Here is a 25,083-nt window from a genome sequence, read left to right as displayed (position 1 = left end):
TTGGTACATAATACTAACAGGTCCATATGCGGGCTGCATGCTGTATGGATACAAGAAAATGGTTTCGGCCTAAGTTGATGTCTTCAAGATGTCATAATGGGTACAAGAAAATGGTGTGCAGCCTAAAAAGATGTCCACAAGCTGGCAGCATGGGACATGCAAATGGAAGAAGCACCGCCTGGAAGAGTGTTGGACGGACGGAATGTTGAGCAATCAATAATAGAAAGGCAGGGAAAGACATGAATGGAATACTACCGTTATGGAAGCCAAGAGGGATGACTTCGCATGACTGCGTCTTTAAAGTCAGAAAGATTTTAAAGACAAAGAAGGTTGGTCATACTGGAACACTTGATCCTGAAGTGACCGGTGTCCTGCCGCTTTGCATCGGCAGGGGAACAAAGATTGCCGAATACATAATGAACGGCGGAAAATCTTATGAAGGAGAAGTCACCATAGGCAGGGCCACGACAACTGAGGATGCCTGGGGTGAAACAGTCTCTGAAAAAAAGGTCATTGATTCATTCAGCAGGGATCAGATACTGAATACACTTCATTCGTTTCAAGGAGAAATCACCCAGACACCTCCCATGTTTTCCGCTGTCAAAGTGAACGGCAAGAGGCTGTATGAGTATGCAAGGGAAGGGAAAGTGATTGACCGCCCAAGCAGAAAAGTAATCATTCATCACATTGAATTGCTGGATGATCGAGAGGTCTTTGAAGGGGAACGTATTAGTTTCAAATTCAGAGTTTCCTGCAGCAAGGGTACCTATATCAGGACTCTGGCAGTTGAAATCGGTGAGAAGCTTGGCTATCCAGCCCATATGTCTCAACTGTGCAGAGTCCGCTCTGCTGCTTTTGAAGAAAAAGATTGCGTCACTTTTGAAGAACTAGAAGAACTGGCAGGGTCAGGTGAGGTTGAAAAAACATTATTCCCCATTGAAACGGGAATCTCTCATTTGCCGAAATGGAATTTAAGTGATACATTAGCTATGAAAGTCAAGAATGGATCAGTGCTTGAGATGCCGAATGATTGGCCGGATGACCAAGTTGCTATGAACCATGACGGCAGGACTTTAGCGATCTATCAGGCTCATCCAGAGAAAAAGGGCATCATAAAGCCTGTAAAAGTATTATTCAATGATTAGCGAAAATAGGTGAGATAACATGAAGGTTATTACGGTCCATCATCCCCATTCTTTCGTTCCAAAGGATTTTCCTCCTTTGTCAATGGCGCTGGGGTATTTTGACGGGGTCCATAGAGGACATCAGAAGGTGATCAAAACAGCTATCAAGGAAGCGGGAGAAAGCGGCCTTAGCACCGCTGTCATGACATTCGATCCTCACCCTTCAGTGGTTTTGGGACGAAAGCATAAGCATGTACACTATATTACTCCGCTTCAGGATAAGATTAAGCTGATGGAAGAGCTGGGAGTAGAATATTTATTTATTGTCAGGTTTACATCGGATTTTGCCGATCTCCATCCTCAGGAGTATGTTGATCAGTATATAATCAACTTGAATGTACGTCATATTTCCGCAGGCTTTGACTTTTCCTATGGGAAGCTTGGGAAAGGGAACATGGAAACGCTTCAATTCCATTCAAGAGATAAATTCTCCTATACAACAGTGAACAAACAGACAGATCATGAAGAGAAAATCAGTTCAACCTTGATCAGGAAATCACTGGCTGAAGGTGAAACAGAAAAGGTGGAACATCTCCTTGGACGTTATTATTCTACCTCTGGAACGGTCATTCATGGAGATAAGCGGGGAAGAAAAATCGGATTCCCCACAGCCAATATAGAACTGTCCGATGATTACATCATACCTAAGCTCGGAGTTTATGCAGTGCGAATTTTTGTGCAGAATCACTGGCATAATGGAGTGGCGAACCTTGGATATAAGCCCACGTTCAATAATCCGGACGATAAGGTACTGTCCATAGAGGTACATATCTTTGACTATAACTCGTCTATCTATGGAGAAGAAGTAAAAGTAGAATGGCATAAGTATATTCGATCAGAGCAAAAATTCGATGGAATCCAGCAATTGATTGCACAAATCGAAAAGGATAAACAGGAAGCTGTATCATACTTTGAAAAATTATTAGTTTAGACTTGATTTATAGTAGAAAAAGTAGTATTCTAATTAACGTATGACAATGAACCTTTACTTGGCAGCTCGATTCACCAACGGCTTGCTGGGTCACAGGGGATTTTGAAAGAATATTAGGAGGTGAAACGGATGGCTATCACACAAACACGTAAAAATGAATTAATCAATGAGTACAAAACTCATGAGAACGATACTGGATCTGCAGAAGTTCAAATCGCTATCCTTACAGAAGAAATCAACACTCTGAACGACCATTTGCGTACGCATAAGAAAGACCACCACTCTCGTCGCGGTCTTTTGAAAATGGTAGGACGTCGTCGTAATCTTTTAACGTACCTGCGTAATAAAGATGTTGCGCGCTACCGTGATTTGATCAACAAATTAGGTTTACGCCGATAAGTGACTCAAAAGCGGGATTTTTTCCCGCTTTTTATTTAGGTTTAAGGCAATCGCTATATTGGGAATACTGCTAACCAAACAATCAAGAATGAAGCAGCAAAAAGCTTTTGCTTTTTCATTTTTGATTGTTTACTTTCACACTAGGAAGTTTGCGGATTTTTTCGCTGGACAGTATTTTCATTAGTGCTGCTTGCTGGAGACTTTATAATTCTGGAAAGGGGAAGCAGTGGGAATATTCCCATTCAGGATAAGTCACAATACATATAAAAGTCGTTCATTCAATTAAAAATGTATATAACTGCTTCAAGGGTATGAGAGAAACCGAATACTCTTAATTGAGAAGTAAAGAGAGGGGTTCATTATGGAACAGGAAACAAAAGTTTTTTCCATAGATTGGGCAGGCAGGAAATTAACAGTAGAGTATGGTCAGCTGGCTAAGCAGGCAAACGGTGCAGCAATGATCCGTTACGGAGATACAGCTGTACTAAGCACGGCAACAGCATCGAAGAATCCAAAGCCGCTTGATTTTTTCCCGCTGACGGTCAATTACGAAGAGCGTTTATATGCTGTTGGTAAAATACCAGGAGGATTCATCAAGCGTGAAGGACGTCCAAGTGAAAGAGCCATTTTGGCAAGCCGCTTGATTGACCGTCCGATCCGTCCGCTATTCGCGGATGGTTTCAGGAATGAAGTACAGGTGATCAGCATGGTCATGAGTGTGGATCAGGACTGTTCTTCTGAAATGGCGGCAATGTTTGGATCTTCCCTTGCATTGACTCTATCCGATATCCCATTCCAAGGGCCGATTGCAGGAGTGCAGGTTGGTTTGATCCAGGGCGATTTCATTATCAACCCGAACGTGGAACAGCTTGAAAAGAGTGAAATTAACCTGATCGTTGCCGGAACAAAAGATGCCATCAACATGGTTGAAGCAGGTGCTGACGAAGTTCCTGAAGAAACGATGCTTGAAGCGATTATGTTCGGACATGAAGAAATCAAAAGATTGATTTCCTTCCAGGAAGAAATTGCTGCCCAAGTTGGCAAAGAAAAGATTGAAGTTGAACTCTATCAAATTGACCAGGAACTTGAAACGGAAGTTCGCGGCATTTGTGAAGAAGATATGATCAAAGCGATTCAAGTGCAGGAAAAGCATGCCCGTGAAGCAGCGATCAAAGAAGTGAAAGATGAAGTCATCGCTAAATTCGAAGAGAAAGAAGCTGGTGATGATCAGCTTAAGCAAGTTAAACAGGTACTGGACAAGCTGGTCAAAGGTGAAGTTCGCCGTTTGATCACTGAAGAGAAGCTTCGTCCTGATGGCCGCGGCCTTGATGAAATCCGCCCGCTTGCATCGCAAGTAGGCCTTCTTCCAAGAACTCACGGTTCAGGTTTGTTCACACGCGGACAGACTCAGGCGTTAAGCATTTGTACCCTTGGTGCTCTTGGAGATGTACAGGTACTTGACGGCTTGGGCCTTGAAGAGTCAAAGCGGTTTATGCACCATTACAATTTCCCATTATTCAGTGTTGGTGAAACAGGCTTCCTCCGCGGACCTGGACGCCGTGAAATCGGGCATGGTGCACTGGGTGAAAGAGCACTAGAACCAATCATTCCAAATGAGAAGGATTTCCCTTATACAATCCGTCTTGTTTCCGAAGTGTTGGAATCTAATGGTTCCACCTCCCAAGCGAGCATCTGTGCAAGTACTCTTGCGATGATGGATGCAGGAGTGCCGATCAAAGCACCTGTAGCCGGTATTGCCATGGGCCTCATTCAATCAGGGGAACATTATTCAATCCTGACTGATATCCAGGGAATGGAAGACCATTTAGGGGACATGGACTTTAAAGTAGCAGGTACTTCTAAAGGAGTAACAGCATTGCAGATGGATATCAAAATTGAAGGTCTTTCAAGGGAAATTCTTGAAGAAGCTCTTCAACAGGCCAAGAGCGGCCGTATGCATATCCTAGACAGCATGCTTTCAACAATCTCAGAATCCCGCGAACAATTATCACAATACGCGCCTAAAATTCTTATGATGGCTATCAACCCGGATAAAATCAGGGATGTTATTGGGCCGAGCGGAAAACAAATCAATAAGATTATTGAAGAAACCGGCGTGAAAATTGACATCGAACAAGATGGTACTGTATTCATCTCTTCCATTGATGAAGAAATGAATAAAAAGGCTAAAAAGATCATCGAGGATATTGTTCGTGAAGTGGAAGTCGGGCAGTTATATCTTGGTAAAGTAAAACGTATTGAGAAATTCGGAGCTTTTGTTGAAATCTTCAACGGAAAAGACGGCTTGGTTCATATTTCTGAGCTGGCTGAAGAGCGAATCGGTAAAGTCGAGGATGTCGTCAGCATTGGTGACGAACTGCTTGTGAAAGTGACTGAAATTGATCGTCAAGGACGTGTCAACCTTTCTCGTAAAGCGGTAATCAAAGAGCAGCGCGAAAAGGCGGAACAAGCTGAAAAATAAGAATAGATAATGATTGAAGCTGACCGATATGGTCAGCTTCTTTCTAATGAAGAAGAGATCGGTATAGAATGAAACCGGTAAAGAAAGCATCTGCGAGTGGTAAATGAGTTCCTTTCAGTGTTATAGCTGACTGCTGTTTAATCGGTTTTTTCGTATAGATTGCTGCTTTAAGGATTCCCCTTGGGACTTGGTTTTCTATCCTAAGAAGCTCGAATCTTTATCCCGGATGTACTAAGGCGGTTCTTTTTGATATTCACTTTAAATAGCAGCAAAATTCATGGAAATTACTTAGCCCAAAAGATGATGTGTCAAGTATTAAAAAAGAAGAGCTGATAAGAGACATGTGTATACAGATGAAGTTTTCTTTAACAATGCTCATAAAACTGCGCTTGGGGTCTCGTATGTGAAATCGCTGCTGTCCCTCTGGAAGTGAAACACCATTTCTCCAACCGTCTGAACACCCTGGGTTCTACCTTGTCCTCCTTTTTCATATGCTGTAGGGATAAGAAAGGGGTGATCAATAGATGAATTTTAAGGTACTGACCGGCATCGCTGTCTGCATCGCTCTTGCCATATTATCTGTTAGCAATCCTATGACAGCACAATATGTCGAGACTTTAAAAGAACCGGCGGTGGCTGTGGATTCCAAGCCTGGAGACTTAATGGAAAAAATTAAATCAGAAGCAGGAAAATATGAAATTCCCCCAATAGATGCGAAGAATGATCCTGTCTGGAAAGGAACACCTGGATATAATGGTTTAAAGGTGAATATTAAAAGTTCTTATGAGAAAATGAAGGAAGAGGGCAAATTTGACAGTGAGAGACTTGTTTTCGAACAGGTTCCGCCAAAAATGCATCTTTCAGGCCTTCCGCCGCTTCCTATATATAGAGGAAATCCGGAAAAACCTATGGCTTCGTTTATCATCAATGTCGCATGGGGAAATGAATACATACCGGATATGCTGGCTGCCTTGAAGAAGCACCAGATATATGCCACTTTCTTTTTGGAAGGAAGATGGGTGAAGCAGAATCCGGAACTGGCAAAGATGATTGCAGAGTCGGGACATGAAATAGGAAATCATTCGTTCTCCCATCCCCAAATGGAAACCTTAACGCCTCAAAAAATCAGGGAGGAAATGTCAAAAACCAATGAAATCATTGAAGCAACAACCGGCAGAAGAGTGAGTCTTTTCGGTCCCCCAAGTGGCGGATTTAACGATGAAGTTGTAAAGATTGCGGCTGAGCTCAAAATGAAAACGATATTGTGGAGCGTTGATACAATAGACTGGCAAAAACCCTCTCCAAGTGTCATAGTAGAAAGAGTAACTTCAAAATTGCATAATGGTGCGCTCATATTGATGCATCCCACAGCTTCTACATCATCGGCGCTGCCTGCACTTATAATGGCAATTAAACAAGAAGAAATAAGAATTGGAACAGTCTCTAGTTTGCTGAAGGAAGAAAGAATTATAAAAACAGGAAATAATTCTCTCCTAAAAGGAAAAAGTAATAATAAGAACTAGCAGATGTTGACAACATGAACAGGAGGAATTTTTTTGATTAAAAAATATACGTGCTCAAATGGTCTAAGAATTGTTCTGGAAGAAATTCCAACTGTCCGCTCGGTGGCAATCGGTATCTGGATTGGTACTGGTTCACGCCATGAGAATAAAGAAAACAACGGCATTTCCCACTTTTTAGAACATATGTTTTTTAAAGGGACGGAAACCCGCAGTGCTCGTGATATCGCTGAATCCTTCGACAGCATCGGAGGACAGGTAAATGCATTTACTTCTAAAGAATATACCTGCTATTATGCAAAGGTCCTTGATAATCACGCGAAATATGCACTTGATACACTTGCGGATATGTTCTTTAACTCGGCATTCGATGAAGAGGAATTAAAGAAAGAAAAGAACGTCGTATATGAAGAAATCAAGATGTATGAAGATACTCCGGATGATATTGTTCATGATGTGCTGAGCAAGGCGGTATATGAAAACCACCCGCTGGGCTATCCAATCCTGGGAACCGAAGAAACTCTTGATACATTCAATGGCCATACATTAAGGGAGTACATGCACAACATGTATACTCCTGACGATGTAGTCATTTCAGTAGCTGGAAATGTGGATGCTTCGTTCATTAAGGAAGTTGAAAATCTTTTTGGGAAATATGAAGGCGGAAAAGGGCATGAGAAAAATGAGGTTCCTTCCTTCCACCAGAATAAAATCTCCAAAAAGAAAGAAACAGAACAGGCTCACCTTTGCCTTGGCTATCCAGGGCTGCAAATCGGCCATGATGATGTCTACAGCTTAATTGTTTTGAATAATGTACTGGGAGGCAGCATGTCTTCCCGCCTGTTCCAGGAAGTGCGCGAACAGAGGGGACTTGCTTATTCCGTGTTTTCCTATCATTCAGCCTATGAAGACAGCGGTATGCTAACCATTTATGGCGGCACCGGAGCTAAGCAGTTGAACCAGCTGTTTGATACCATTCAAACCACTCTTACTGATTTGACAGCTGAAGGAATCACTTCAAAAGAATTGGCCAACAGCAAAGAGCAGTTGAAAGGAAACTTAATGCTCAGCCTTGAAAGCACAAACAGCCGGATGAGCAGGAATGGAAAAAATGAATTGCTGCTGAAAAAACACCGAACTCTGGATGAAATTGTTGAGGAAATTGATGGGGTTTCCATTGACAGGGTTAACAATCTAGGGAAAGAAATCTTCAGTAACGATTTTTCTGCGGCTCTTATCAGTCCTGATGGGCAAATGCCTTCCAATATAAAGAAAGCGTGAATCCAAGCTTCGGCCCTTAAAGGGGTCGGAGCTTTTTGCTTTTCTATCTGATAAAAAAACAAGTATTTTTCAACATCACTTCTAAAATGGAAAAGCACTTTATACATTTAGTATAAGGATGAATATATTAGGCTGGCTCTTGAAAGGGCTACATTACTGAAAAGCGGGTGACTAAAATGCGTCTTAGTGAACTAAGCGGGAAGGAAATAGTGGACTACAAGAAAGCTGAACGATTGGGTGTGCTGGGACAGACAGACTTGGAATTCAATGAACGGACAGGTCAAATCAACGCCCTGGTGATTCCTACAGGTAAATGGATGAGAAAGCAGAGCGCTGAAATCAGGGTGCCCTGGCAGCATATCCGGACAATTGGATCTGATATGATCATATTAGAAGTAGCGGAAGATTAACAGACAAAAAGCCTCCTTGCCAAAGGAGGCTTTTTGATGGTCTTAAGAATCCCGGGATATGCGGAGATGCCAGAGAGCTTAGAGCGTGGTATTAAAGAAACCTCCTTTCCTAACCAAGAGAGAGCTCTCCCCTTATTCCTTGAAAAATTCCTCAGTTAAAAAGAACTTGATAATTGACCGGACTGTAGATGCAAGAGTGAGTCCTTTTCAAGCAATTTCATGTCCTCAGAAGAGCGAGGTGGATACACGAGTGAACGGGTTTCAGCCACCTCATGTCCTCAAGAGAGTGAGGTAGATACACGAGCGTGGCCCATTTCAAGCACTCATGTCCTCAGAGGAGTGAGGTGGATACAAAAGTGAACGGTTTCCAGTCACCCCATGTCCTCAAGAGAGCGAGGTGCATACAAAAGTGAGTCGTTTTCAAGCAACTCATGTCCTCAGAAGAGCGAGGTGGATACACGAGTGAACGGTTTTCAGCCACCTCATGTCCTCAAGANCAGAAGAGCGAGGTGGATACACGAGTGAACGGGTTTCAGCCACCTCATGTCCTCAAGAGAGTGAGGTAGATACACGAGCGTGGCCCATTTCAAGCACTCATGTCCTCAGAGGAGTGAGGTGGATACAAAAGTGAACGGTTTCCAGTCACCCCATGTCCTCAAGAGAGCGAGGTGCATACAAAAGTGAGTCGTTTTCAAGCAACTCATGTCCTCAGAAGAGCGAGGTGGATACACGAGTGAACGGTTTTCAGCCACCTCATGTCCTCAAGAGAGTGAGGTAGATACACGAGCGTGGCCCTTTTTAAGCACTCATGTCCTCAGAGGAGTGAGGTGGATACAAAAGTGAACGGTTTCCAGTCACCCCATGTCCTCAAGAGAGCGAGGTGCATACAAGAGTGAGTCCTTTTCAAGCAACTCATGTCCTCAGAAGAGCGAGGTGGATACACGAGTGAACGGTTTTCAGCCACCTCATGTCCTCAAGAGAGTGAGGTAGATACACGAGTGAGGCCTTTTCAAGCACCCCATGTCCTCAAGAGTGAGGTGGGTACAAGAGTGAACGGTTTCCAGTCACCCCATGTCCTCAAGAGAGTGAGGTGGATACAAGATTGAGCCGTATTCAAGCCACTCATGTCCTCAGAGGAGCGAGGTGCATACAAGATTGACCTGTATTCAGTCACCACATGTCCTCAAGAGTGAGGTAGATACACGAGTGAGGCCCTTTTCAAGCACTCATGTCCTCAGAGGAGCGAGGTGCATACAAGATTGAGCCGTTTTCAAGCAACTCATGTCACCAGAAGAGTGAGGTGGGTACAAGAGTGAGTCCTTTTCAAGGAACTCATGTCCTCAGAAGAGCGAGGTGGATACACGAGTGAACGGGTTTCAGCCACCTCATGTCCTCAAGAGAGTGAGGTAGATACACGAGCGTGGCCCATTTCAAGCACTCATGTCCTCAGAGGAGTGAGGTGGATACAAAAGTGAACGGTTTCCAGTCACCCCATGTCCTCAAGAGAGCGAGGTGCATACAAAAGTGAGTCGTTTTCAAGCAACTCATGTCCTCAGAAGAGCGAGGTGGATACACGAGTGAACGGTTTTCAGCCACCTCATGTCCTCAAGANCAGAAGAGCGAGGTGGATACACGAGTGAACGGGTTTCAGCCACCTCATGTCCTCAAGAGAGTGAGGTAGATACACGAGCGTGGCCCATTTCAAGCACTCATGTCCTCAGAGGAGTGAGGTGGATACAAAAGTGAACGGTTTCCAGTCACCCCATGTCCTCAAGAGAGCGAGGTGCATACAAAAGTGAGTCGTTTTCAAGCAACTCATGTCCTCAGAAGAGCGAGGTGGATACACGAGTGAACGGTTTTCAGCCACCTCATGTCCTCAAGAGAGTGAGGTGGATACACGAGTGAGGCCTTTTCAAGCACCCCATGTCCTCAGAGGAATGAGGTGGATACACGAGTGAACGGTTTTCAGTCACCCCATGTCCTCAAGAGATCGAGTTGGATACAAGAGTGACCCGTTTTCAAGCCACTCATGTCACCAGAAGAGCGAGGTGGGTACAAGAGTGATTCCTTTTCAAGCACTCATGTCCTCAGAGGAGCGAGGTGCCTACAAGATTGAGCCGTTTTCAAGCCACTCATGTCACCAGAAGAGCGAGGTGGATACAAGAGTGAGGCCCTTTCAAGCAACTCATGTCCTCAAGAGAGCGAGGTGGATACACGAGTGATTCCTTTTCAAGCACTCATGTCCTCAGAGGAGTGAGGTGGATACAAGAGTGAACGGTTTCCAGTCACCCCATGTCCTCAAGAGAGTGAGGTGGATACAAGATTGAGCCGCTTTCAAGCCACTCATGTCACCAGAAGAGCAAAATGGATACAAGAGTGAGGCTATTTCAAGCCACTCATGTCCTCAGAAGAATGAGATGGATACAAGAGTGAGCCGTATTCAAGCCACTCATGTCCTCAGAGGAGCGAGGTGCATACAAGATTGACCTGTATTCAGTCACCCCATGTCCTCAAAGGAGCGAGGTGCAGACAAGAATGAGCACCTTCCAAGCAGTCTCACGTCCTCAGTCAGAAAGAGCTAAAGTGCAACTAATAAACTGAATTAGCCAGGATAAGCAATCAGAGCAGGAGTTCTGCATTCCACCAGCTTAGTCGTACACTTGCAGCAGGGATTATACAGGGTTCAAAATTAGTTTATAAAAATGGATTCACTATAAAATTGTTATCCGAACTGCTGTTTACGCTTCATTGACTCCCCCAATTCCCCTCAGAATATGGTTATTTTTCTTGCGCTACTCACCCATCTCCCCTACCCTTCATACAATGTTGAAGTGATAAACCTTTGCAGGTGGCAACGCGATTACGTTAAAAGAAGGTGAAAGCATTGATGTTGACTGGAATGCAGATCGCAGTCTTAGGCGGAGATGCTCGTCAACTCGAGATTATTCGTAAGCTTACAGAACTCGATGCGAAAATATCCTTGATAGGATTTGAGCAATTGGACCATGCATTTACAGGTGCGGTTAAAGAAAAGATAGATGAAGTCGAATTCAACGCCGTTGATGCGATCATCCTCCCGGTACCCGGAACGAACCTGGAGGGAGAAATCGAAACGATTTTTTCTAATGAAAAGATAAAACTTACTGAAGAAGCTCTGAAGGAAACCCCTTCACATTGCAAGATTTATTCAGGAATCACGAACAAGTATCTTAGCGAAGTTACCTCTTCTGCAGAGAGAGAGCTGATACAGCTTTTTGAGAGGGATGACGTGGCAATATATAATTCCATCCCAACTGTAGAAGGAACGATCATGATGGCTATCCAACATACGGACTTTACCATTCACGGTTCAAATCTGATCGTTTTAGGTCTTGGCCGTGTTGGAATGAGTGTAGCGCGGACGTTTCACCACTTGGGAGCCAGGGTGAAGGTGGGAGCCAGAAAGAGTGAGCATTTAGCACGCATCACCGAAATGGGACTCATCCCGTTCCACCTGGATGATCTGGAAAAGGAAGTCAGTAATAGTGACATGCTCATCAACACGATACCCGCGCAAGTAGTGACGGCTGGAGTCATAGCAAAGATGCCGGCCCACACACTTATTATCGATCTTGCATCCAAGCCGGGGGGAACAGACTTCCGTTATGCAGAAAAACGTGGAGTGAAAGCCCTGCTTGCCCCGGGACTGCCTGGCATTGTGGCTCCTAAATCTGCTGGACAGATTCTGGCGAACGTTTTGTCACAGCTATTGCTTCATGACTTTACATCACGAAAGGAGTAATGGATATGAGTGTTAAAGGAAAACGTATCGGATTCGGCTTAACTGGATCCCATTGTACCTACGATGCAGTATTCCCAGAGATTGAAAGACTGGTGAACGAAGGAGCAGAAGTCATCCCAGTCGTTACTTCTACAGTTAAAAACACGGTTACAAGGTTTGGAGATGGCGAAGACTGGATTCAGAGAATTGAAGAGGTAACAGGAAATAAAGTAGTCGATACTATTGTCAAAGCAGAGCCTCTGGGTCCTAAGCTGCCGCTTGACTGTATGGTCATTGCTCCTTTAACCGGAAATTCAATGAGCAAGTTTGCGAACGCAATGACGGACTCCCCTGTTCTTATGGCTGCAAAAGCGACATTGAGAAATCACCGGCCGGTTGTTCTAGGCATTTCAACGAACGATGCCTTAGGACTGAATGGCGTAAACTTGATGAGACTGATTTCTGCGAAAGATATTTACTTTATTCCATTCGGGCAGGATGATCCGGAAAAGAAACCAAAATCGATGGTTGCCAGAATGTCCCGCTTAGTGGAAACAGTGGAGGCGGCTCTTGAAGGGAAACAGCTTCAGCCGGTTGTGGTCGAAAAATACCTGGATAGTTAACAGCCGTTTCCCTAGTACCACGATTTCATAAAATCCGATATTATGCCGCTCCAGTCAGGGGGCGGTTTTGGCTTGCCCTGAAGGGGAAGGGAAGTTAACGCAAGAGACGAAAATCAGATATAAGGACTCCTGCACAGCCAGCCACCCGAAATATTCCAGTGTCCTTTCAATAAAAAATAATATTGTCCGATTATTGTTTATGTTAAAATATTCTTTATCACGGTAAATGATTAAAATGTTAATTATACCGAATTTTAAAATAAACAAGGCTTTCTATACTGGTTATTGCAAAATCTCACTCATGGCAGCGGCAATACGCTGTTTCTTATTGCAGGAGGCTTACGGTGTGCTCCTTGAGGGTTCTTCTCGGGAATCAAGAATGAGTAAAAATTTATCGCAAGCACATCCGGTGTACTTAAAATGCAGGGAGAATGTGATGAAAACAGTGAAAGCTAAGGATCTAGGGTCTGGGAGGAGAATGAAGTATGAATTCGAATGGATTTCATGTAGCAGTTGTCGGCGCAACAGGTGCGGTTGGGCAGCAAATGATCAAAACACTAGAGAGCAGGGATTTTCCCATTGAAAAGCTGACTCTTTTATCTTCAGCTCGTTCTGCGGGCAAGAAAGTTACTTATAAAGGGACAGAAATCACTGTCCAAGAAGCAAAAGCGGAAATATTTGATGATATTGATATTGCTTTGTTCAGTGCTGGAGGCAGCGTGTCTAAGGAACTCGCCCCACAAGCGGCCAAACGAGGTGCCGTCTGTATCGATAATACGAGTGCATTCCGAATGGATCCGAATGTCCCTTTGGTGGTGCCTGAGGTGAATGAAGAAGAAATCAGAAATCATAAAGGAATTATCGCAAATCCAAACTGCTCCACTATTCAAATGGTTGCAGCTTTAGAACCTGTTAGAGAAAAATACGGATTAGAAAAAGTGATTGTATCTACTTATCAAGCGGTTTCCGGAGCCGGAGCGGCTGCAATCGATGAACTGCATGAGCAATCTCAGGCGATTTTGAATGGAGAAGAGCCAAAAGCAGAAGTACTTCCGGTAAAAAGCGGGAAGAAACATCACCAGATTGCTTTCAATGCCATTCCGCAAATTGATAACTTTGAAGAGAATGGCTATACATTTGAAGAGATGAAAATGATAAATGAAACGAAGAAAATCATGTCGATGCCTGACCTTAAGGTTGCCGCGACATGTGTAAGGCTTCCAGTAGTCACAGGACATTCTGAAAGTGTATATTTTGAGATAAAGGATGATAATGTCACAGTAGAAGATATCCAGACACTCTTAAAGGATGCACCTGGCATCGTGCTTCAGGACTCTCCTGAAGATCAGCTGTATCCTATGCCGGCAAATGCAGTCGGCAGCAATGATATCTTTGTAGGAAGAATCAGGAGAGACCTGGATGACAGCCGCGGGTTCCATATGTGGGTAGTCTCAGATAATCTGCTGAAGGGTGCAGCTTGGAACTCTGTTCAGATTGCCGAAAGCCTGATTAAACTGAATTTAATTAAAAAGAAATAACAGCTTTCTTGAGGCTCATCCAGTAGTATATACCGTAATCTTCCATGAAACAGTTGCAGTAAGGCCTCTTGTTTTTATATTTTAAAAACATCGGGGTGTAGAAATGAAAATAATTGTTCAAAAGTATGGAGGAACATCGGTCCGTGATGATAAAGGGCGTTCAAAGGCAGCCGGGCATGTGGCAAAAGCGATTGAAGAAGGTTTCAAGGTGGTCGTGGTGGTATCTGCCATGGGAAGAAAAGGGGAGCCATATTCAACGGATACATTGCTCTCTTTAATCAATGGCAAGGACACTAAGGTCAGTAACCGCGAGCAAGATGTACTTCTATCGTGCGGGGAGACGATTTCCACAATTGTATTTACGAATCTGCTGCTGGAGTTGGGAATCAAAGCCGCTGCTTTGACAGGAGCACAAGCAGGCTTCCGCACAAACAATGACCATACCAACGCAAAAATCACCGAAATGAGATGTGACCGGCTGCTCTCTGAATTAAAAGAAAACCAAGCTGTTGTAGTGGCTGGATTTCAGGGGGTCTCACCGAATGGAGATGTAACGACTATCGGCCGTGGCGGAAGCGATACATCTGCTGCGGCTTTGGGCGCTGCATTAAGGGCAGAGTGGGTGGATATATTTACAGATGTCGAAGGAATCATGACCGCTGATCCACGAGTTACGGATAAAGCAAGGCCGCTTTCCGTTATTTCATACAACGAAGTGTGCAACCTTGCAAATCAAGGAGCTAAGGTAATTCACCCCCGCGCAGTAGAAATTGCCATGGATGCAAGGATTCCTCTTCGAATCCGCTCCACCTATGCTGAAAACCTTGGCACCTTGGTTACTTCGCTGGAGAAAAAAAGGGAAAAAGGGCTGGAGAACGGAACGATTACCGGCATAGCGCATGTCGGAGGTCTCTCACAAATTAAAGTCTCCGCCAAGAAAGAGCAATATAATCTTCAGTCAGAGGTATTTAAGGCGATGGCTAACGAAAATATCTCGGTCGACTTTATCAACATTTCGCCTCAAGGAGTCATTTACACGGTACCATCCGAACTGACCTCAAGGGCTTTCCATGTTTTAAAGAACTTGGGACACGACCCTTTGATTGAAACCGAATGTGCGAAGGTATCAGTTGTTGGGGCAGGAATGAAAGGGGTTCCGGGGGTGACGGCCGGAATTGTTACAGCTCTGTCAGAGAACAACATCCGCATTCTGCAATCTGCAGACAGCCATACGACCATCTGGGTACTCATAAAAGAAAAAGATCTTAAAACTGCAGTAAATTCTCTTCATGACTCTTTTCAATTGGAGGCGGAAGAGGGTAAACTGAGTATAGAAGAATGAAAAGGAGTGGAGTACAGTGCATTTTGGGCGTGTATCTACAGCAATGGTTACACCATTCGATAATAAGGGAAACATTGATTTTCCAAAAACAACATTACTAGTAAACTACTTGATCGAAAATGGCAGTGATTCTTTAGTTGTCGGAGGGACGACAGGAGAGTCTCCGACTTTATCTCAAGAAGAAAAATTAGCACTTTTCCGGCACGTAGTAAAAGCCGTCAATGGAAGGGTTCCGGTTGTGGCGGGAACGGGAAGCAACAATACTTATGCATCCGTGGAGTTTACAAAAAAAGCAGTCGAAACGGGAATCGACGCCATCATGGTCGTTGTGCCTTATTACAATAAACCCAGCCAGGAAGGCATGTACCAGCACTTCAAGACAATTGCTGAAGCCACTGAGCTTCCTGTCATGCTATATAATGTGCCTGGCCGGGCAGTTGCAAAAATTTCTCCTGAAACGGTCATCAGGCTTTCTGAAATAAGCAATATCACAGCCGTCAAAGAGGCGAGCGGGGATTTGGATGCAATGACCGAAATCATCGCCAATACTCCTGATGATTTTCTCTTATACAGCGGAGATGACGGGTTGACACTTCCTATCCTTTCAATCGGAGGAACCGGTGTTGTTTCCGTAGCTTCCCATGTAATCGGGAATGAGATGCAGGAAATGATCAAGGTCTTCCTTGAAGGCAGCGTGCGTGAAGCCTCTAAACTGCATGGCAGATTACTGCCGGTAATGAATGGTTTATTTGCAGCTCCGAGCCCTGCACCGGTTAAAACGGCACTTCAATTTAAGGGGATGGATGTAGGTTCCGTAAGGCTTCCGCTCATTCCCTTAACAGAAGAGGAAAGAACACAGCTGGCAGCAGTGCTGAAATTTAAATAAAGGGATATGCAACAAAAACGCAGCCGTAAACTTCCGGCTGCGTTTTTTTTTTTGAAGAATCAGTTCATGATTGCATGAGGTACTGTTCTTGCAGAAAGTGTGACTGTCTTAACAGGATGGGTTTTCTGCAGTCAGTCTTTCACCGGAAATAAATGGGGGCAAAAAAATATGAAAGCTTGAATAAGGCAGAAATTCAAATGGATAAAAGACTATATATGAACCGAATACCATAATATTTTGAATTTATTGACCGATTCTGATGATTTTCGTTGTAAAGATAAAATCCGATAAAGTATAATGTATTTAACTGATTAATGATCGGGAATTACAGCATAGGAGGAAAACGACATTGAGCAAGAAAAAGAATGAAAGTATAAAGATCATTCCCCTTGGAGGAGTTGGGGAAATCGGCAAAAACATGTATGTAATTGAAGTGGATGAGGAGATTTTTGTCATTGATGCAGGGCTGATGTTCCCTGAAGACGAAATGTTCGGGATTGATATGGTCATACCTGATATCCAATATTTGGTTGATAACAAAGAACGTGTCAAAGGGATCTTTCTTACCCACGGACATGAAGATGCCATCGGTGCCATCACATATGTTCTTAGAAAAATCAAAGCTCCAGTATACGGCACCAAACTGACCAATGCCCTTGTAAAAGGGAGACTCAAAGATGAAGACATGAAGGCGGATGTCAAATTTTATAATGTCCATTCAGACAGCAGGCTGTTCTTTGATGGAGTAGATGTCACATTCTTCAGAACAACCCACAGTATTCCTGATTCTGTGGGAGTCTCTATCAATACATCGGAAGGTTCGATTGTACATACGGGTGAATTTAAGTTCGATCAGGCAGCTAAAGGCCTGTACCGCCCGGATATGGGGAAGATGGCGAAAATCGGGGATAATGGAGTGCTTTGCCTGCTTTCCGATAGTACGGAAGCAGAAAGGCCTGGGTATACAACCTCGGAAGAAGTGATTGCCAATCAGTTGAACTCCGCATTTCATTCAGCGAAAAGCAGAATTATCGTAGCTTGCTTTGCTTCGAACTTAATCAGGATTCAGCAGGTTTTCGATGCTGCTTATCAAAACAACCGAAAAGTGGCGGTTGTGGGCAAAAGCCTTGAGAGAGTATATGAAATTGCATTGAATATGGGATATCTGCAAATCAAGGAAGACGTGATCATCCCGATTCAGGATATCTCGAACTATAATGACGATGAAATAATTATCATTGCCACCGGGGATCAGGGAGAGCCATTTGAAGCTCTTCAGAAAATGTCTAAACAGACACACAAACTGGTGAACATCCAGGATGGCGATACAGTCTTTATTACTGCCACTCCTTCACATGGAATGGAATTGACGATGTCAAAAACAGTGGACATGCTGTACCGTTCGGGCGCTCATGTTATGACAGCCAATAAGAAAGTCCACGTTTCCGGACATGGAAGCCAGGAAGATTTGAAATTGATGCTGAATTTGATGAAACCAAAATACTTCATTCCAATTCAAGGGGAATACCGAATGCTGATCGCACATGCCAAAGTTGCGAATTCAGTCGGGATTTCACATAACAGAGTGTTCATCCTTGATAAGGGGGATGTCGCTCAGTATAAAGATGGAAAAATGAGGATGAGCGGAAGGGTCCAGGCTGGAAATGTCCTGATTGACGGCATAGGTGTCGGTGATGTCGGCAATATTGTCCTTCGAGACAGAAAGCTCCTTTCACAAGACGGTATCTTTATTGTTGTTGTGACATTGAGCCGTAAAGGAAAAATTCTTGTCTCAGGCCCGGAAATCATCTCGCGTGGTTTTGTATATGTCCGTGAGTCGGAAAAATTGATGGATGAGTCTACGCAGCTCGTAAGACAAATTGTTGAGGGTTATCTTGCTAAAGGGACATTTGAATGGTCCAATATCAAGCAGGATATCCGAGATCAGCTGAACCACCTTCTTTTTGGCAAAACAAGAAGAAGGCCGATGATCCTGCCTATTATCATGGAAGTATAATTCTAATTGAGAAAGAGCCGGCCCCATTAGAGGCCGGCTTTTTCTTTTGGTAAGGCTGTTTTAGCATTCATTGTTACTTTTGGGAAAATTCCAAGAGAGATGGATTTTTCCCAGTAAACTAAGGCTTCTCTTTCTAATCGGAGATAGGAGCTCTTTTCTTTTCATACTGACTAAGTTATTTCGGTGAATTACGTTTTTTTTTTGGGATTAGTATTAAGCTTTTGGTAAAAACTCTAACGCTTTAACGCGCTATAATGAACAATCGCTTTTAGTACGGTGAAGTGATAAAGTCTCTAATGTCAGTATGCTTTTTGCCATGTAAAGAATGATTTATCAGAGTTGAGTTTTCAGAAAGCCATGCTCCACATTGCCAATCCCTTTTATTTACTCCTTCCAGGCCTATCATGAATTGAAACACCACAACAAGAAAATACTATTCCTATTATTGCTGAAGAAGGAGTGACTTAGGAATGAATTTTAATATGAATCAAAATGCGGATAAGAATGAGGAAAAAGAAAAAGAGGGTAAACCTACTGGATTAATGGAAAAAATTCAACAGCTCGGGCAGACCAATGTACCTCAGCTATCAAGTGATTCTAATATCCATTGCTTAACGATTGTCGGACAGATTGAAGGACATATGCAGCTTCCCCCGCAAAATAAAACGACTAAATACGAGCATGTCATTCCTCAACTGGTGGCAATAGAACAGAATCCGAAAATTGAAGGATTATTGATTGTACTTAATACAGTAGGAGGAGACGTAGAAGCAGGGCTGGCTATCTCTGAAATGCTCGCTTCCTTATCTAAACCAACCGTCTCTATCGTATTGGGAGGGGGACATTCGATAGGAGTCCCAATCGCAGTATCATGTGATTACTCATTCATTGCCGGTACAGCGACAATGACCATACACCCGGTAAGATTGACAGGATTGGTCATCGGAGTTCCTCAGACCTTCGAATATCTGGATAAAATGCAGGACCGTGTCGTCAACTTTGTTACAAGGCATTCGAAAGTGACAGAAGAAGACTTCAAAGAGCTAATGTTTGCCAAAGGAAATCTGACAAGAGACATCGGCACGAATGTAGTCGGTGAAGATGCAGTGAAATATGGATTGATTGACGGAGTAGGCGGTGTTGGGGAAGCAATAAAGAAATTAAACGAGCTCATTTCTCTTAAAGGCGGCAGCAAAGAAGAAGGAATGCTGCAATGATCCTCCATACAACTGTTCCCCAAGAACTGATATTTCCTCCTGAAGAAAACGCCTTTACACAGCAAGTCTTCATGGAATGGCAGGGAATTCCTCTGCTTGTTGAACAAACACAGCACCAATACAGAGTCGTCAGGGTCATGAGCAGTGATCCTGCTCACTATTTAAATGAGCAGGTTTGTCCTGGACAGTATCTTCAAATGTAATCTTTGGATTGATTTTCGCCAATGGCAGTATATGATATAATAAATGGAGAAAGCGGAAGTAAATAACATGGTTCTGACAAGCTTTCTCAAATATATGGGACTGGTTTTTCCTGCTTGCGGCTGAAGCTGGAAATGCCAGCCCTTTCTTCATCTATAAGATGTTGTCATCAAGCGTCCGGGAATGATAAATGATCCGGAACATAAGCATATTAAATAGAATTTAGGTGAAAGAACTTTGGCGAAAAGAAAAAGAAGAAGCAGTAAGAAGTCGTCCACTATTAAACAGACAATTAAATATGAACTGATCGGCATGCTGATGATAGCCCTAAGTTTGATTGCTATCATACAGCTGGGGGCAGTTGGAAAAGCACTGGTCCACTTTTTCAGGTTTTTTATGGGCGAGTGGTACATGGCTGCGTTCATTGCGTTATTGGCAATGGCGGGATATTTGATGGTAAAAAGGGAAATGCCGGCCTTTTTTACAAGAAGGCTGGCCGGGATATACATAATTTTATTAAGTACATTACTTTTAAGCCATGTTAAGCTTTTTGAACTGCTTTCAAATGATGGGGCATTTCAAAACCCAAGTGTGATCGCAAATACATGGGAGCTTTACTGGATGGAAGTGCGCGGTGAATCCAGCACCTCTGATTTAGGAGGAGGTGTCATTGGAGCAGTTTTATATGCTGTTTCTTTTTTTCTATTTGATTCTGCCGGGACCAAAATCCTGTGTATGGCATTGATTGCAATCGGTATTGTTTTGATCACAGGAAAGTCATTCGGTTCCGCTCTTGGTAAAATGGGAAATACAACAACGGAGTTCTTCGGAAACCAATGGGATGCCTTCAGGGAAGATATGAAAGATTGGAAAGAAGAAAGAATCGAGAAGAAGGAAGAGAAGCAGCAAAGGAAGACAGAGAGGGTTAAGCCGAAATCAGAATCTGAACCAATGGTTGAACCCGCAGAGGAAGTGAAAGTGGAGCCGATCATTTCGAGTTTCAATGAAAGAGCCTATCCGGATGAAACAATTCCTTCCTTGTCAGCTGAAGCTGACCAGACTGCTTCATCACAACAGCAGGGGGATCAGGAGGAACCAGCCTCTTCAAGTGATGATGATGCTCCTCCAATAACGTTTACAGAAGTGGAAAACAAAGATTATAACCTGCCGCCTATCTCCCTTTTAGCAAGGCCGACACAGACAGATCAAAGCAATGAGTACCAGATGATCCATGCAAATGCGGCAAAGCTTGAAAGAACGTTCCAAAGCTTTGGTGTCAAAGCAAAGGTGACCCAGGTTCATCTTGGGCCTGCCGTTACCAAGTATGAAGTGCATCCGGATACTGGGGTGAAAGTAAGCAAAATCGTCAACCTGAGTGATGACCTTGCACTTGCCCTGGCAGCTAAGGATATTAGAATTGAAGCACCGATACCCGGAAAATCTGCCATCGGAATTGAAGTTCCTAACTCGGAGGTGGCGATGGTATCCTTAAGGGAAGTGCTTGAGTCCAAATCCAACGATAAACCCAATTCTAAATTGCTGATTGGCCTCGGCCGGGACATCACGGGTGAAGCCGTATTGGCCGAACTGAACAAAATGCCCCATCTTCTTGTGGCCGGTGCAACGGGAAGCGGAAAAAGTGTATGTATTAATGGCATTATCACAAGCATCTTGATGCGGGCAAAACCTCATGAAGTAAAGTTAATGATGATCGATCCCAAAATGGTCGAGCTGAATGTTTACAATGGAGTACCGCATTTGCTTGCTCCGGTTGTAACGGATGCCAAAAAAGCTTCGCAGGCACTAAAGAAAGTCGTCAATGAAATGGAGAGAAGGTATGAACTGTTCTCTCACACGGGAACAAGAAACATAGAAGGCTATAATGAACATATCAAAAGACATAATAAAGAAAACGAAGAAAAACAGCCGGAACTTCCGTATATCGTTGTTATAGTCGATGAGCTGGCTGACTTGATGATGGTGGCTTCAAGTGATGTAGAGGATGCTATCACCCGCCTTGCCCAAATGGCGCGTGCTGCCGGAATCCATCTTATTATCGCCACTCAGAGGCCTTCCGTCGATGTCATAACAGGCGTCATTAAAGCGAACATTCCTTCACGTATTGCTTTTGCTGTGTCTTCACAGACGGACTCCCGAACGATCCTGGATACCGGAGGAGCAGAGAAACTCCTTGGCCGTGGTGACATGCTGTTCACGCCTGTTGGAGCATCAAAGCCGACAAGGGTGCAGGGAGCGTTTTTATCGGATGAAGAAGTTGAAGACATTGTCGACTATGTAATCGGCCAGCAGCGGGCACAGTATCAGGAAGAGATGATTCCTGATGAAGTGTCTGAAGGAAGCAGTACAGCAACTGTCGAGGATGAGTTGTACGATGAAGCGGTCCAATTGATCGCAGAAATGCAGACGGCATCTGTTTCCATGCTGCAAAGGAGATTCAGAATAGGATACACAAGGGCTGCCAGATTGATAGATGGTATGGAAGAGCGCGGTGTTGTCGGACCGTACGAAGGCAGTAAGCCAAGAACCGTACTTATCGGAAAGCCTTCCGAGGAACATTCTTCATAATATGAGATTGACTGCCTGGATTTTTTCAGGCAGTTTTTTTTAAAAACTCTTTTCGTAAACTTTGTTGCTAGTTGATATTAATTCCGAAAAATATCAATCTTAAGAAGGAAAAAATACGGTAATATCGAAAAGAAAAGAGCTGCTCTCCTCGATAAGAAATAAAACTCTTAGTATCCGGGGATATCCGAAAGCAACAATATATGCGAAAACAGCTTTTTAAAAAGATAACCTCAAATCTTTAGATCGGAAATTAGGCAGCGTTTCTTAATCCGTCTCCAAAGCCCTCGGGGTCAAATAACCCAAAGAGAATAAAAGGCAAGACCGCCTTTCTTTTTCTTTGGAACGTTTACCTGTCGGGGCTGATAAAGGCGCCTGCGCTTTTTGAATGAGTTTACTAAGTCTGTATAAGAAATTGGAACTAAATAGTCTCATTTAAAAAAGTCGCTCGAAAAAAGAATAGAATAACCTTATGAGAATCCAAAGATAAATGAAAACGGTTTTATAATTGGTAAAAATAATTTAAACTTTAAAAGGTCAGACCTCTAGCCTTCTTGATTGTTAATGTGTTATACTTTTAAAAGCGTTTACATTATGTTTTCTTCATAATAAAAAGATACAGAAAAGGAATTATCACCCAAAAGACAACCCTTTCACCCAAGTTGAAAATTTTGAAATTTGCGATTTTCTAGTTTTTTCGACAAAAACTTAATAACCTATTTATTTATTTTTTTAAAAATGATATAGTATTTTGGATTAGTAGGAAAGATATACATCAAAAGTGTGTGCTTGGGAAGAAATGGTGGTGGTTCTTGGATGACAATAAAAGCAGACAATAGACATTTATACTTACAAGTGATCGATCGTCTAAAAAAGGACATCGATGAAGGGCAGTATAAAGAGAAAGAAAAACTGCCTTCCGAATTCGACCTTGCGAAACAGCTTGGGGTCAGCAGGGCGACACTTAGAGAAGCTTTACGCATTCTCGAAGAAGAAAATGTCATTATCCGCAGGCACGGGGTTGGAACATTTGTAAACGCTAAGCCGCTCTTCACTTCTGGTATAGAGCAGTTAAACAGTGTCACGAACATGATAAAACATGCAGGCATGGAGCCTGGGACCATTTTCTTAAGCTCAAGCTTCCAAGGGGCCACAGATGAAGATATCCGTCGATTTTCACTGGAAGAAGAAGAGGAACTCGTCATGGTTGAACGTGTAAGGACTGCAAATGGAGAACCGGTTGTCTATTGTGTGGACAAAATGCCCTCCAGTGTTTATCCGCGCAGGTTTACCACAGATGTCAACTCTCTCTTTCAAGTTCTTGAACAGGAAGAGAATAAAAGAATCACTTATGCCGTGACGCAAATCGAACCGGTGGGATTTCACGAAAGGATCTCCCCAATACTCAATTGCGAACCGGAATCTGCTTTGCTTGTTCTTAAGCAGATGCATTTTGATGAGAATGATCATCCGATTCTTTATTCTGTCAATTATTTCCGTTCAGACAAGTTCAGTTTCCAAGTGTTAAGAAAACGGGTTTAATCAGTTCTGTAAGTCTAGTATTTTTCTTACTACATCAGCAAGATCAGTAACATCAACATAATAACAGGGGGTAACCAAGGTGAAAAAACGTAAATTTGGTTTAGCGCTTTCAATGCTGCTTGCAGCAGGTACATTTCTTGGTGCATGCGGTTCTAATGACAATAACGGTGAAGACGTAGCACCAGCGAAAAATGGTGAAGGAGATGTTTTCACGACAGCAATGATTACTGACGTGGGCGGCGTGGACGATAAATCTTTCAACCAATCTGCTTGGGAAGGCCTTGAGGCATTTGGCCAGGATAATGGACTGGATCAAGGTACAGAGGGTTATGATTACATTCAATCCAAATCTGATGCTGACTATAAAACAAACTTAAATACAGCCGTGCGAAACAATTTCGACCTTATCTACGGTATCGGCTATAAATTAAAGCCTGCCATCGAAGAAGTGGCTAAACAACGTGAAGAGAGCAATTTTGTTATTGTTGATGATGTTATCGAAGGAGTCGATAATGTTGCCAGCGTAACTTTCAAGGAGCATGAAGGGTCTTTCCTTGTTGGTGTGGTAGCAGGTCTTACTACTAAATCAAACAAAGTAGGTTTCATTGGCGGAACTGATTCTGACTTGATCAACAAGTTTGCTGCCGGATTCCAGGCGGGTGTTAAAGCAGTAAACCCTGAAGCAGAAGTTGACATTCAATTTGCTGGTGCTTTTGATAAGGCGGATAAAGGTCAATCAATGGCAGCTTCAATGTATCAATCTGGAAGCGACATCATTTACCACGCTGCAGGCGGAACTGGTAATGGAGTATTTACTGAAGCGAAAAACCGTAAACAACAAGATCCTGATTCAGAGCTATGGGTAATCGGAGTAGACCGTGACCAGGCTGCTGAAGGTTCGGTTACTGTTGATGGTGAAGAAATGAACATTACTTTGACTTCAATGGTCAAGCGTGTAGATACTGCGGTAATTGATATCGCTGAGAGAGCTATGGACGGAGAATTCCCTGGCGGGGAAACTGTCCAGTATGGCTTGGAAGACGATGGTGTAGGAATTGCTCCAACACAAGATAACTTGTCTGAAGAAGTGTTAGCTGCAGTTGATGAGTGGAAAGAAAAAATCGCAAATGGTGAAGTTGAAGTTCCGACTAAACCAGAATAAATAAT

At 43.3% G+C, this 25,083-nt stretch carries 18 protein-coding genes; all 18 read left to right on the top strand.

What is annotated here, in order from left to right; genetic code table 11:
* The first annotated feature begins 239 nt into the window (after positions 1-239).
* Positions 240-1,145 carry a tRNA pseudouridine(55) synthase TruB gene (gene truB / locus FZC78_RS12965; RefSeq protein ID WP_148940121.1) on the top strand — a complete coding sequence of 302 codons (906 nt, stop codon included), beginning with the start codon at positions 240-242 and terminating at the stop codon, positions 1,143-1,145.
* Between the two features lie 19 nt (positions 1,146-1,164).
* On the top strand, positions 1,165-2,115 hold the full coding sequence (ribF, locus tag FZC78_RS12960) for a bifunctional riboflavin kinase/FAD synthetase (protein ID WP_148940120.1): 951 nt from the start codon (positions 1,165-1,167) through the stop codon (positions 2,113-2,115).
* 129 nt (positions 2,116-2,244) lie between these two features.
* Entirely contained in the window at positions 2,245-2,514 is a 270-nt protein-coding gene (rpsO, locus tag FZC78_RS12955) for a 30S ribosomal protein S15 (RefSeq protein WP_113929935.1), read from the top strand.
* Positions 2,515-2,875: 361 nt separating this feature from the next.
* On the top strand, positions 2,876-4,996 hold the full coding sequence (gene pnp / locus FZC78_RS12950) for a polyribonucleotide nucleotidyltransferase (RefSeq protein ID WP_148940119.1): 2,121 nt from the start codon (positions 2,876-2,878) through the stop codon (positions 4,994-4,996).
* A gap of 524 nt (positions 4,997-5,520) precedes the next feature.
* On the top strand, positions 5,521-6,519 hold the full coding sequence (locus tag FZC78_RS12945) for a polysaccharide deacetylase family protein (protein WP_148940118.1): 999 nt from the start codon (positions 5,521-5,523) through the stop codon (positions 6,517-6,519).
* A gap of 33 nt (positions 6,520-6,552) precedes the next feature.
* Complete coding sequence (locus tag FZC78_RS12940; protein ID WP_148940117.1) at positions 6,553-7,797, top strand: M16 family metallopeptidase; 1,245 nt, start codon at positions 6,553-6,555, stop codon at positions 7,795-7,797.
* 176 nt (positions 7,798-7,973) lie between these two features.
* Positions 7,974-8,207: a YlmC/YmxH family sporulation protein gene (locus tag FZC78_RS12935; protein WP_148940116.1), complete on the top strand. Its 234-nt coding sequence runs from the start codon at positions 7,974-7,976 to the stop codon at positions 8,205-8,207.
* A 2,887-nt stretch (positions 8,208-11,094) separates the two neighbouring features.
* Positions 11,095-11,988, top strand: coding sequence for a dipicolinic acid synthetase subunit A (dpaA, locus tag FZC78_RS12930; RefSeq protein ID WP_148940350.1), 894 nt, complete (start codon positions 11,095-11,097; stop codon positions 11,986-11,988).
* Between the two features lie 5 nt (positions 11,989-11,993).
* The gene (gene dpaB / locus FZC78_RS12925; RefSeq protein WP_148940115.1) at positions 11,994-12,590 is read left to right on the top strand and encodes a dipicolinate synthase subunit B; all 597 of its coding nucleotides are present in this window, start codon (positions 11,994-11,996) and stop codon (positions 12,588-12,590) included.
* 485 nt (positions 12,591-13,075) lie between these two features.
* Positions 13,076-14,128 (top strand): aspartate-semialdehyde dehydrogenase, encoded by a 1,053-nt coding sequence (gene asd, locus FZC78_RS12920; RefSeq protein ID WP_148940114.1) that lies wholly within the window; start codon positions 13,076-13,078, stop codon positions 14,126-14,128.
* Between the two features lie 103 nt (positions 14,129-14,231).
* The gene (gene dapG, locus FZC78_RS12915; protein WP_148940113.1) at positions 14,232-15,470 is read left to right on the top strand and encodes an aspartate kinase; all 1,239 of its coding nucleotides are present in this window, start codon (positions 14,232-14,234) and stop codon (positions 15,468-15,470) included.
* 16 nt (positions 15,471-15,486) lie between these two features.
* A complete protein-coding gene (dapA, locus tag FZC78_RS12910; RefSeq protein ID WP_286365498.1) occupies positions 15,487-16,356 on the top strand; it encodes a 4-hydroxy-tetrahydrodipicolinate synthase in 870 nt (289 codons plus the stop codon).
* A gap of 349 nt (positions 16,357-16,705) precedes the next feature.
* Complete coding sequence (locus FZC78_RS12905; RefSeq protein ID WP_148940112.1) at positions 16,706-18,373, top strand: ribonuclease J; 1,668 nt, start codon at positions 16,706-16,708, stop codon at positions 18,371-18,373.
* A gap of 482 nt (positions 18,374-18,855) precedes the next feature.
* Positions 18,856-19,590 carry a ClpP family protease gene (locus tag FZC78_RS12900; protein WP_148940346.1) on the top strand — a complete coding sequence of 245 codons (735 nt, stop codon included), beginning with the start codon at positions 18,856-18,858 and terminating at the stop codon, positions 19,588-19,590.
* Positions 19,587-19,793, top strand: a complete 207-nt coding sequence (locus FZC78_RS12895; protein ID WP_148940111.1) for a YlzJ-like family protein — start codon at positions 19,587-19,589, stop codon at positions 19,791-19,793. The genes FZC78_RS12900 and FZC78_RS12895 overlap by 4 nt, the downstream gene beginning before the upstream one ends.
* 235 nt (positions 19,794-20,028) lie before the next feature.
* On the top strand, positions 20,029-22,377 hold the full coding sequence (locus tag FZC78_RS12890; protein WP_148940110.1) for an FtsK/SpoIIIE family DNA translocase: 2,349 nt from the start codon (positions 20,029-20,031) through the stop codon (positions 22,375-22,377).
* Positions 22,378-23,190: 813 nt separating this feature from the next.
* Positions 23,191-23,916: a GntR family transcriptional regulator gene (locus tag FZC78_RS12885; RefSeq protein WP_148940109.1), complete on the top strand. Its 726-nt coding sequence runs from the start codon at positions 23,191-23,193 to the stop codon at positions 23,914-23,916.
* 79 nt (positions 23,917-23,995) lie between these two features.
* On the top strand, positions 23,996-25,078 hold the full coding sequence (locus tag FZC78_RS12880; RefSeq protein ID WP_187444931.1) for a BMP family lipoprotein: 1,083 nt from the start codon (positions 23,996-23,998) through the stop codon (positions 25,076-25,078).
* The last annotated feature ends 5 nt before the right edge of the window (positions 25,079-25,083 follow it).

Origin of the sequence: Rossellomorea vietnamensis, assembly GCF_008180415.1 — a bacterium.
In the GTDB taxonomy this organism is placed as follows: Bacteria; Bacillota; Bacilli; order Bacillales; family Bacillaceae_B; genus Rossellomorea; species Rossellomorea vietnamensis_C.
The sequence above is the reverse complement of the archived record's forward strand: the minus strand, read 5'-3'. Positions and strand labels throughout refer to the sequence as shown.

Coding starts and splice junctions, on each gene's coding strand:
- truB (WP_148940121.1), top strand. CDS start 240: ATGAATGGAATACTACCGTTATGGAAGCCAAGAGGGATGACTTCGCAT.
- ribF (WP_148940120.1), top strand. CDS start 1,165: ATGAAGGTTATTACGGTCCATCATCCCCATTCTTTCGTTCCAAAGGAT.
- rpsO (WP_113929935.1), top strand. CDS start 2,245: ATGGCTATCACACAAACACGTAAAAATGAATTAATCAATGAGTACAAA.
- pnp (WP_148940119.1), top strand. CDS start 2,876: ATGGAACAGGAAACAAAAGTTTTTTCCATAGATTGGGCAGGCAGGAAA.
- FZC78_RS12945 (WP_148940118.1), top strand. CDS start 5,521: ATGAATTTTAAGGTACTGACCGGCATCGCTGTCTGCATCGCTCTTGCC.
- FZC78_RS12935 (WP_148940116.1), top strand. CDS start 7,974: ATGCGTCTTAGTGAACTAAGCGGGAAGGAAATAGTGGACTACAAGAAA.
- dpaA (WP_148940350.1), top strand. CDS start 11,095: ATGTTGACTGGAATGCAGATCGCAGTCTTAGGCGGAGATGCTCGTCAA.
- dpaB (WP_148940115.1), top strand. CDS start 11,994: ATGAGTGTTAAAGGAAAACGTATCGGATTCGGCTTAACTGGATCCCAT.
- asd (WP_148940114.1), top strand. CDS start 13,076: ATGAATTCGAATGGATTTCATGTAGCAGTTGTCGGCGCAACAGGTGCG.
- dapG (WP_148940113.1), top strand. CDS start 14,232: ATGAAAATAATTGTTCAAAAGTATGGAGGAACATCGGTCCGTGATGAT.
- FZC78_RS12900 (WP_148940346.1), top strand. CDS start 18,856: ATGAATCAAAATGCGGATAAGAATGAGGAAAAAGAAAAAGAGGGTAAA.
- FZC78_RS12895 (WP_148940111.1), top strand. CDS start 19,587: ATGATCCTCCATACAACTGTTCCCCAAGAACTGATATTTCCTCCTGAA.
- FZC78_RS12885 (WP_148940109.1), top strand. CDS start 23,191: ATGACAATAAAAGCAGACAATAGACATTTATACTTACAAGTGATCGAT.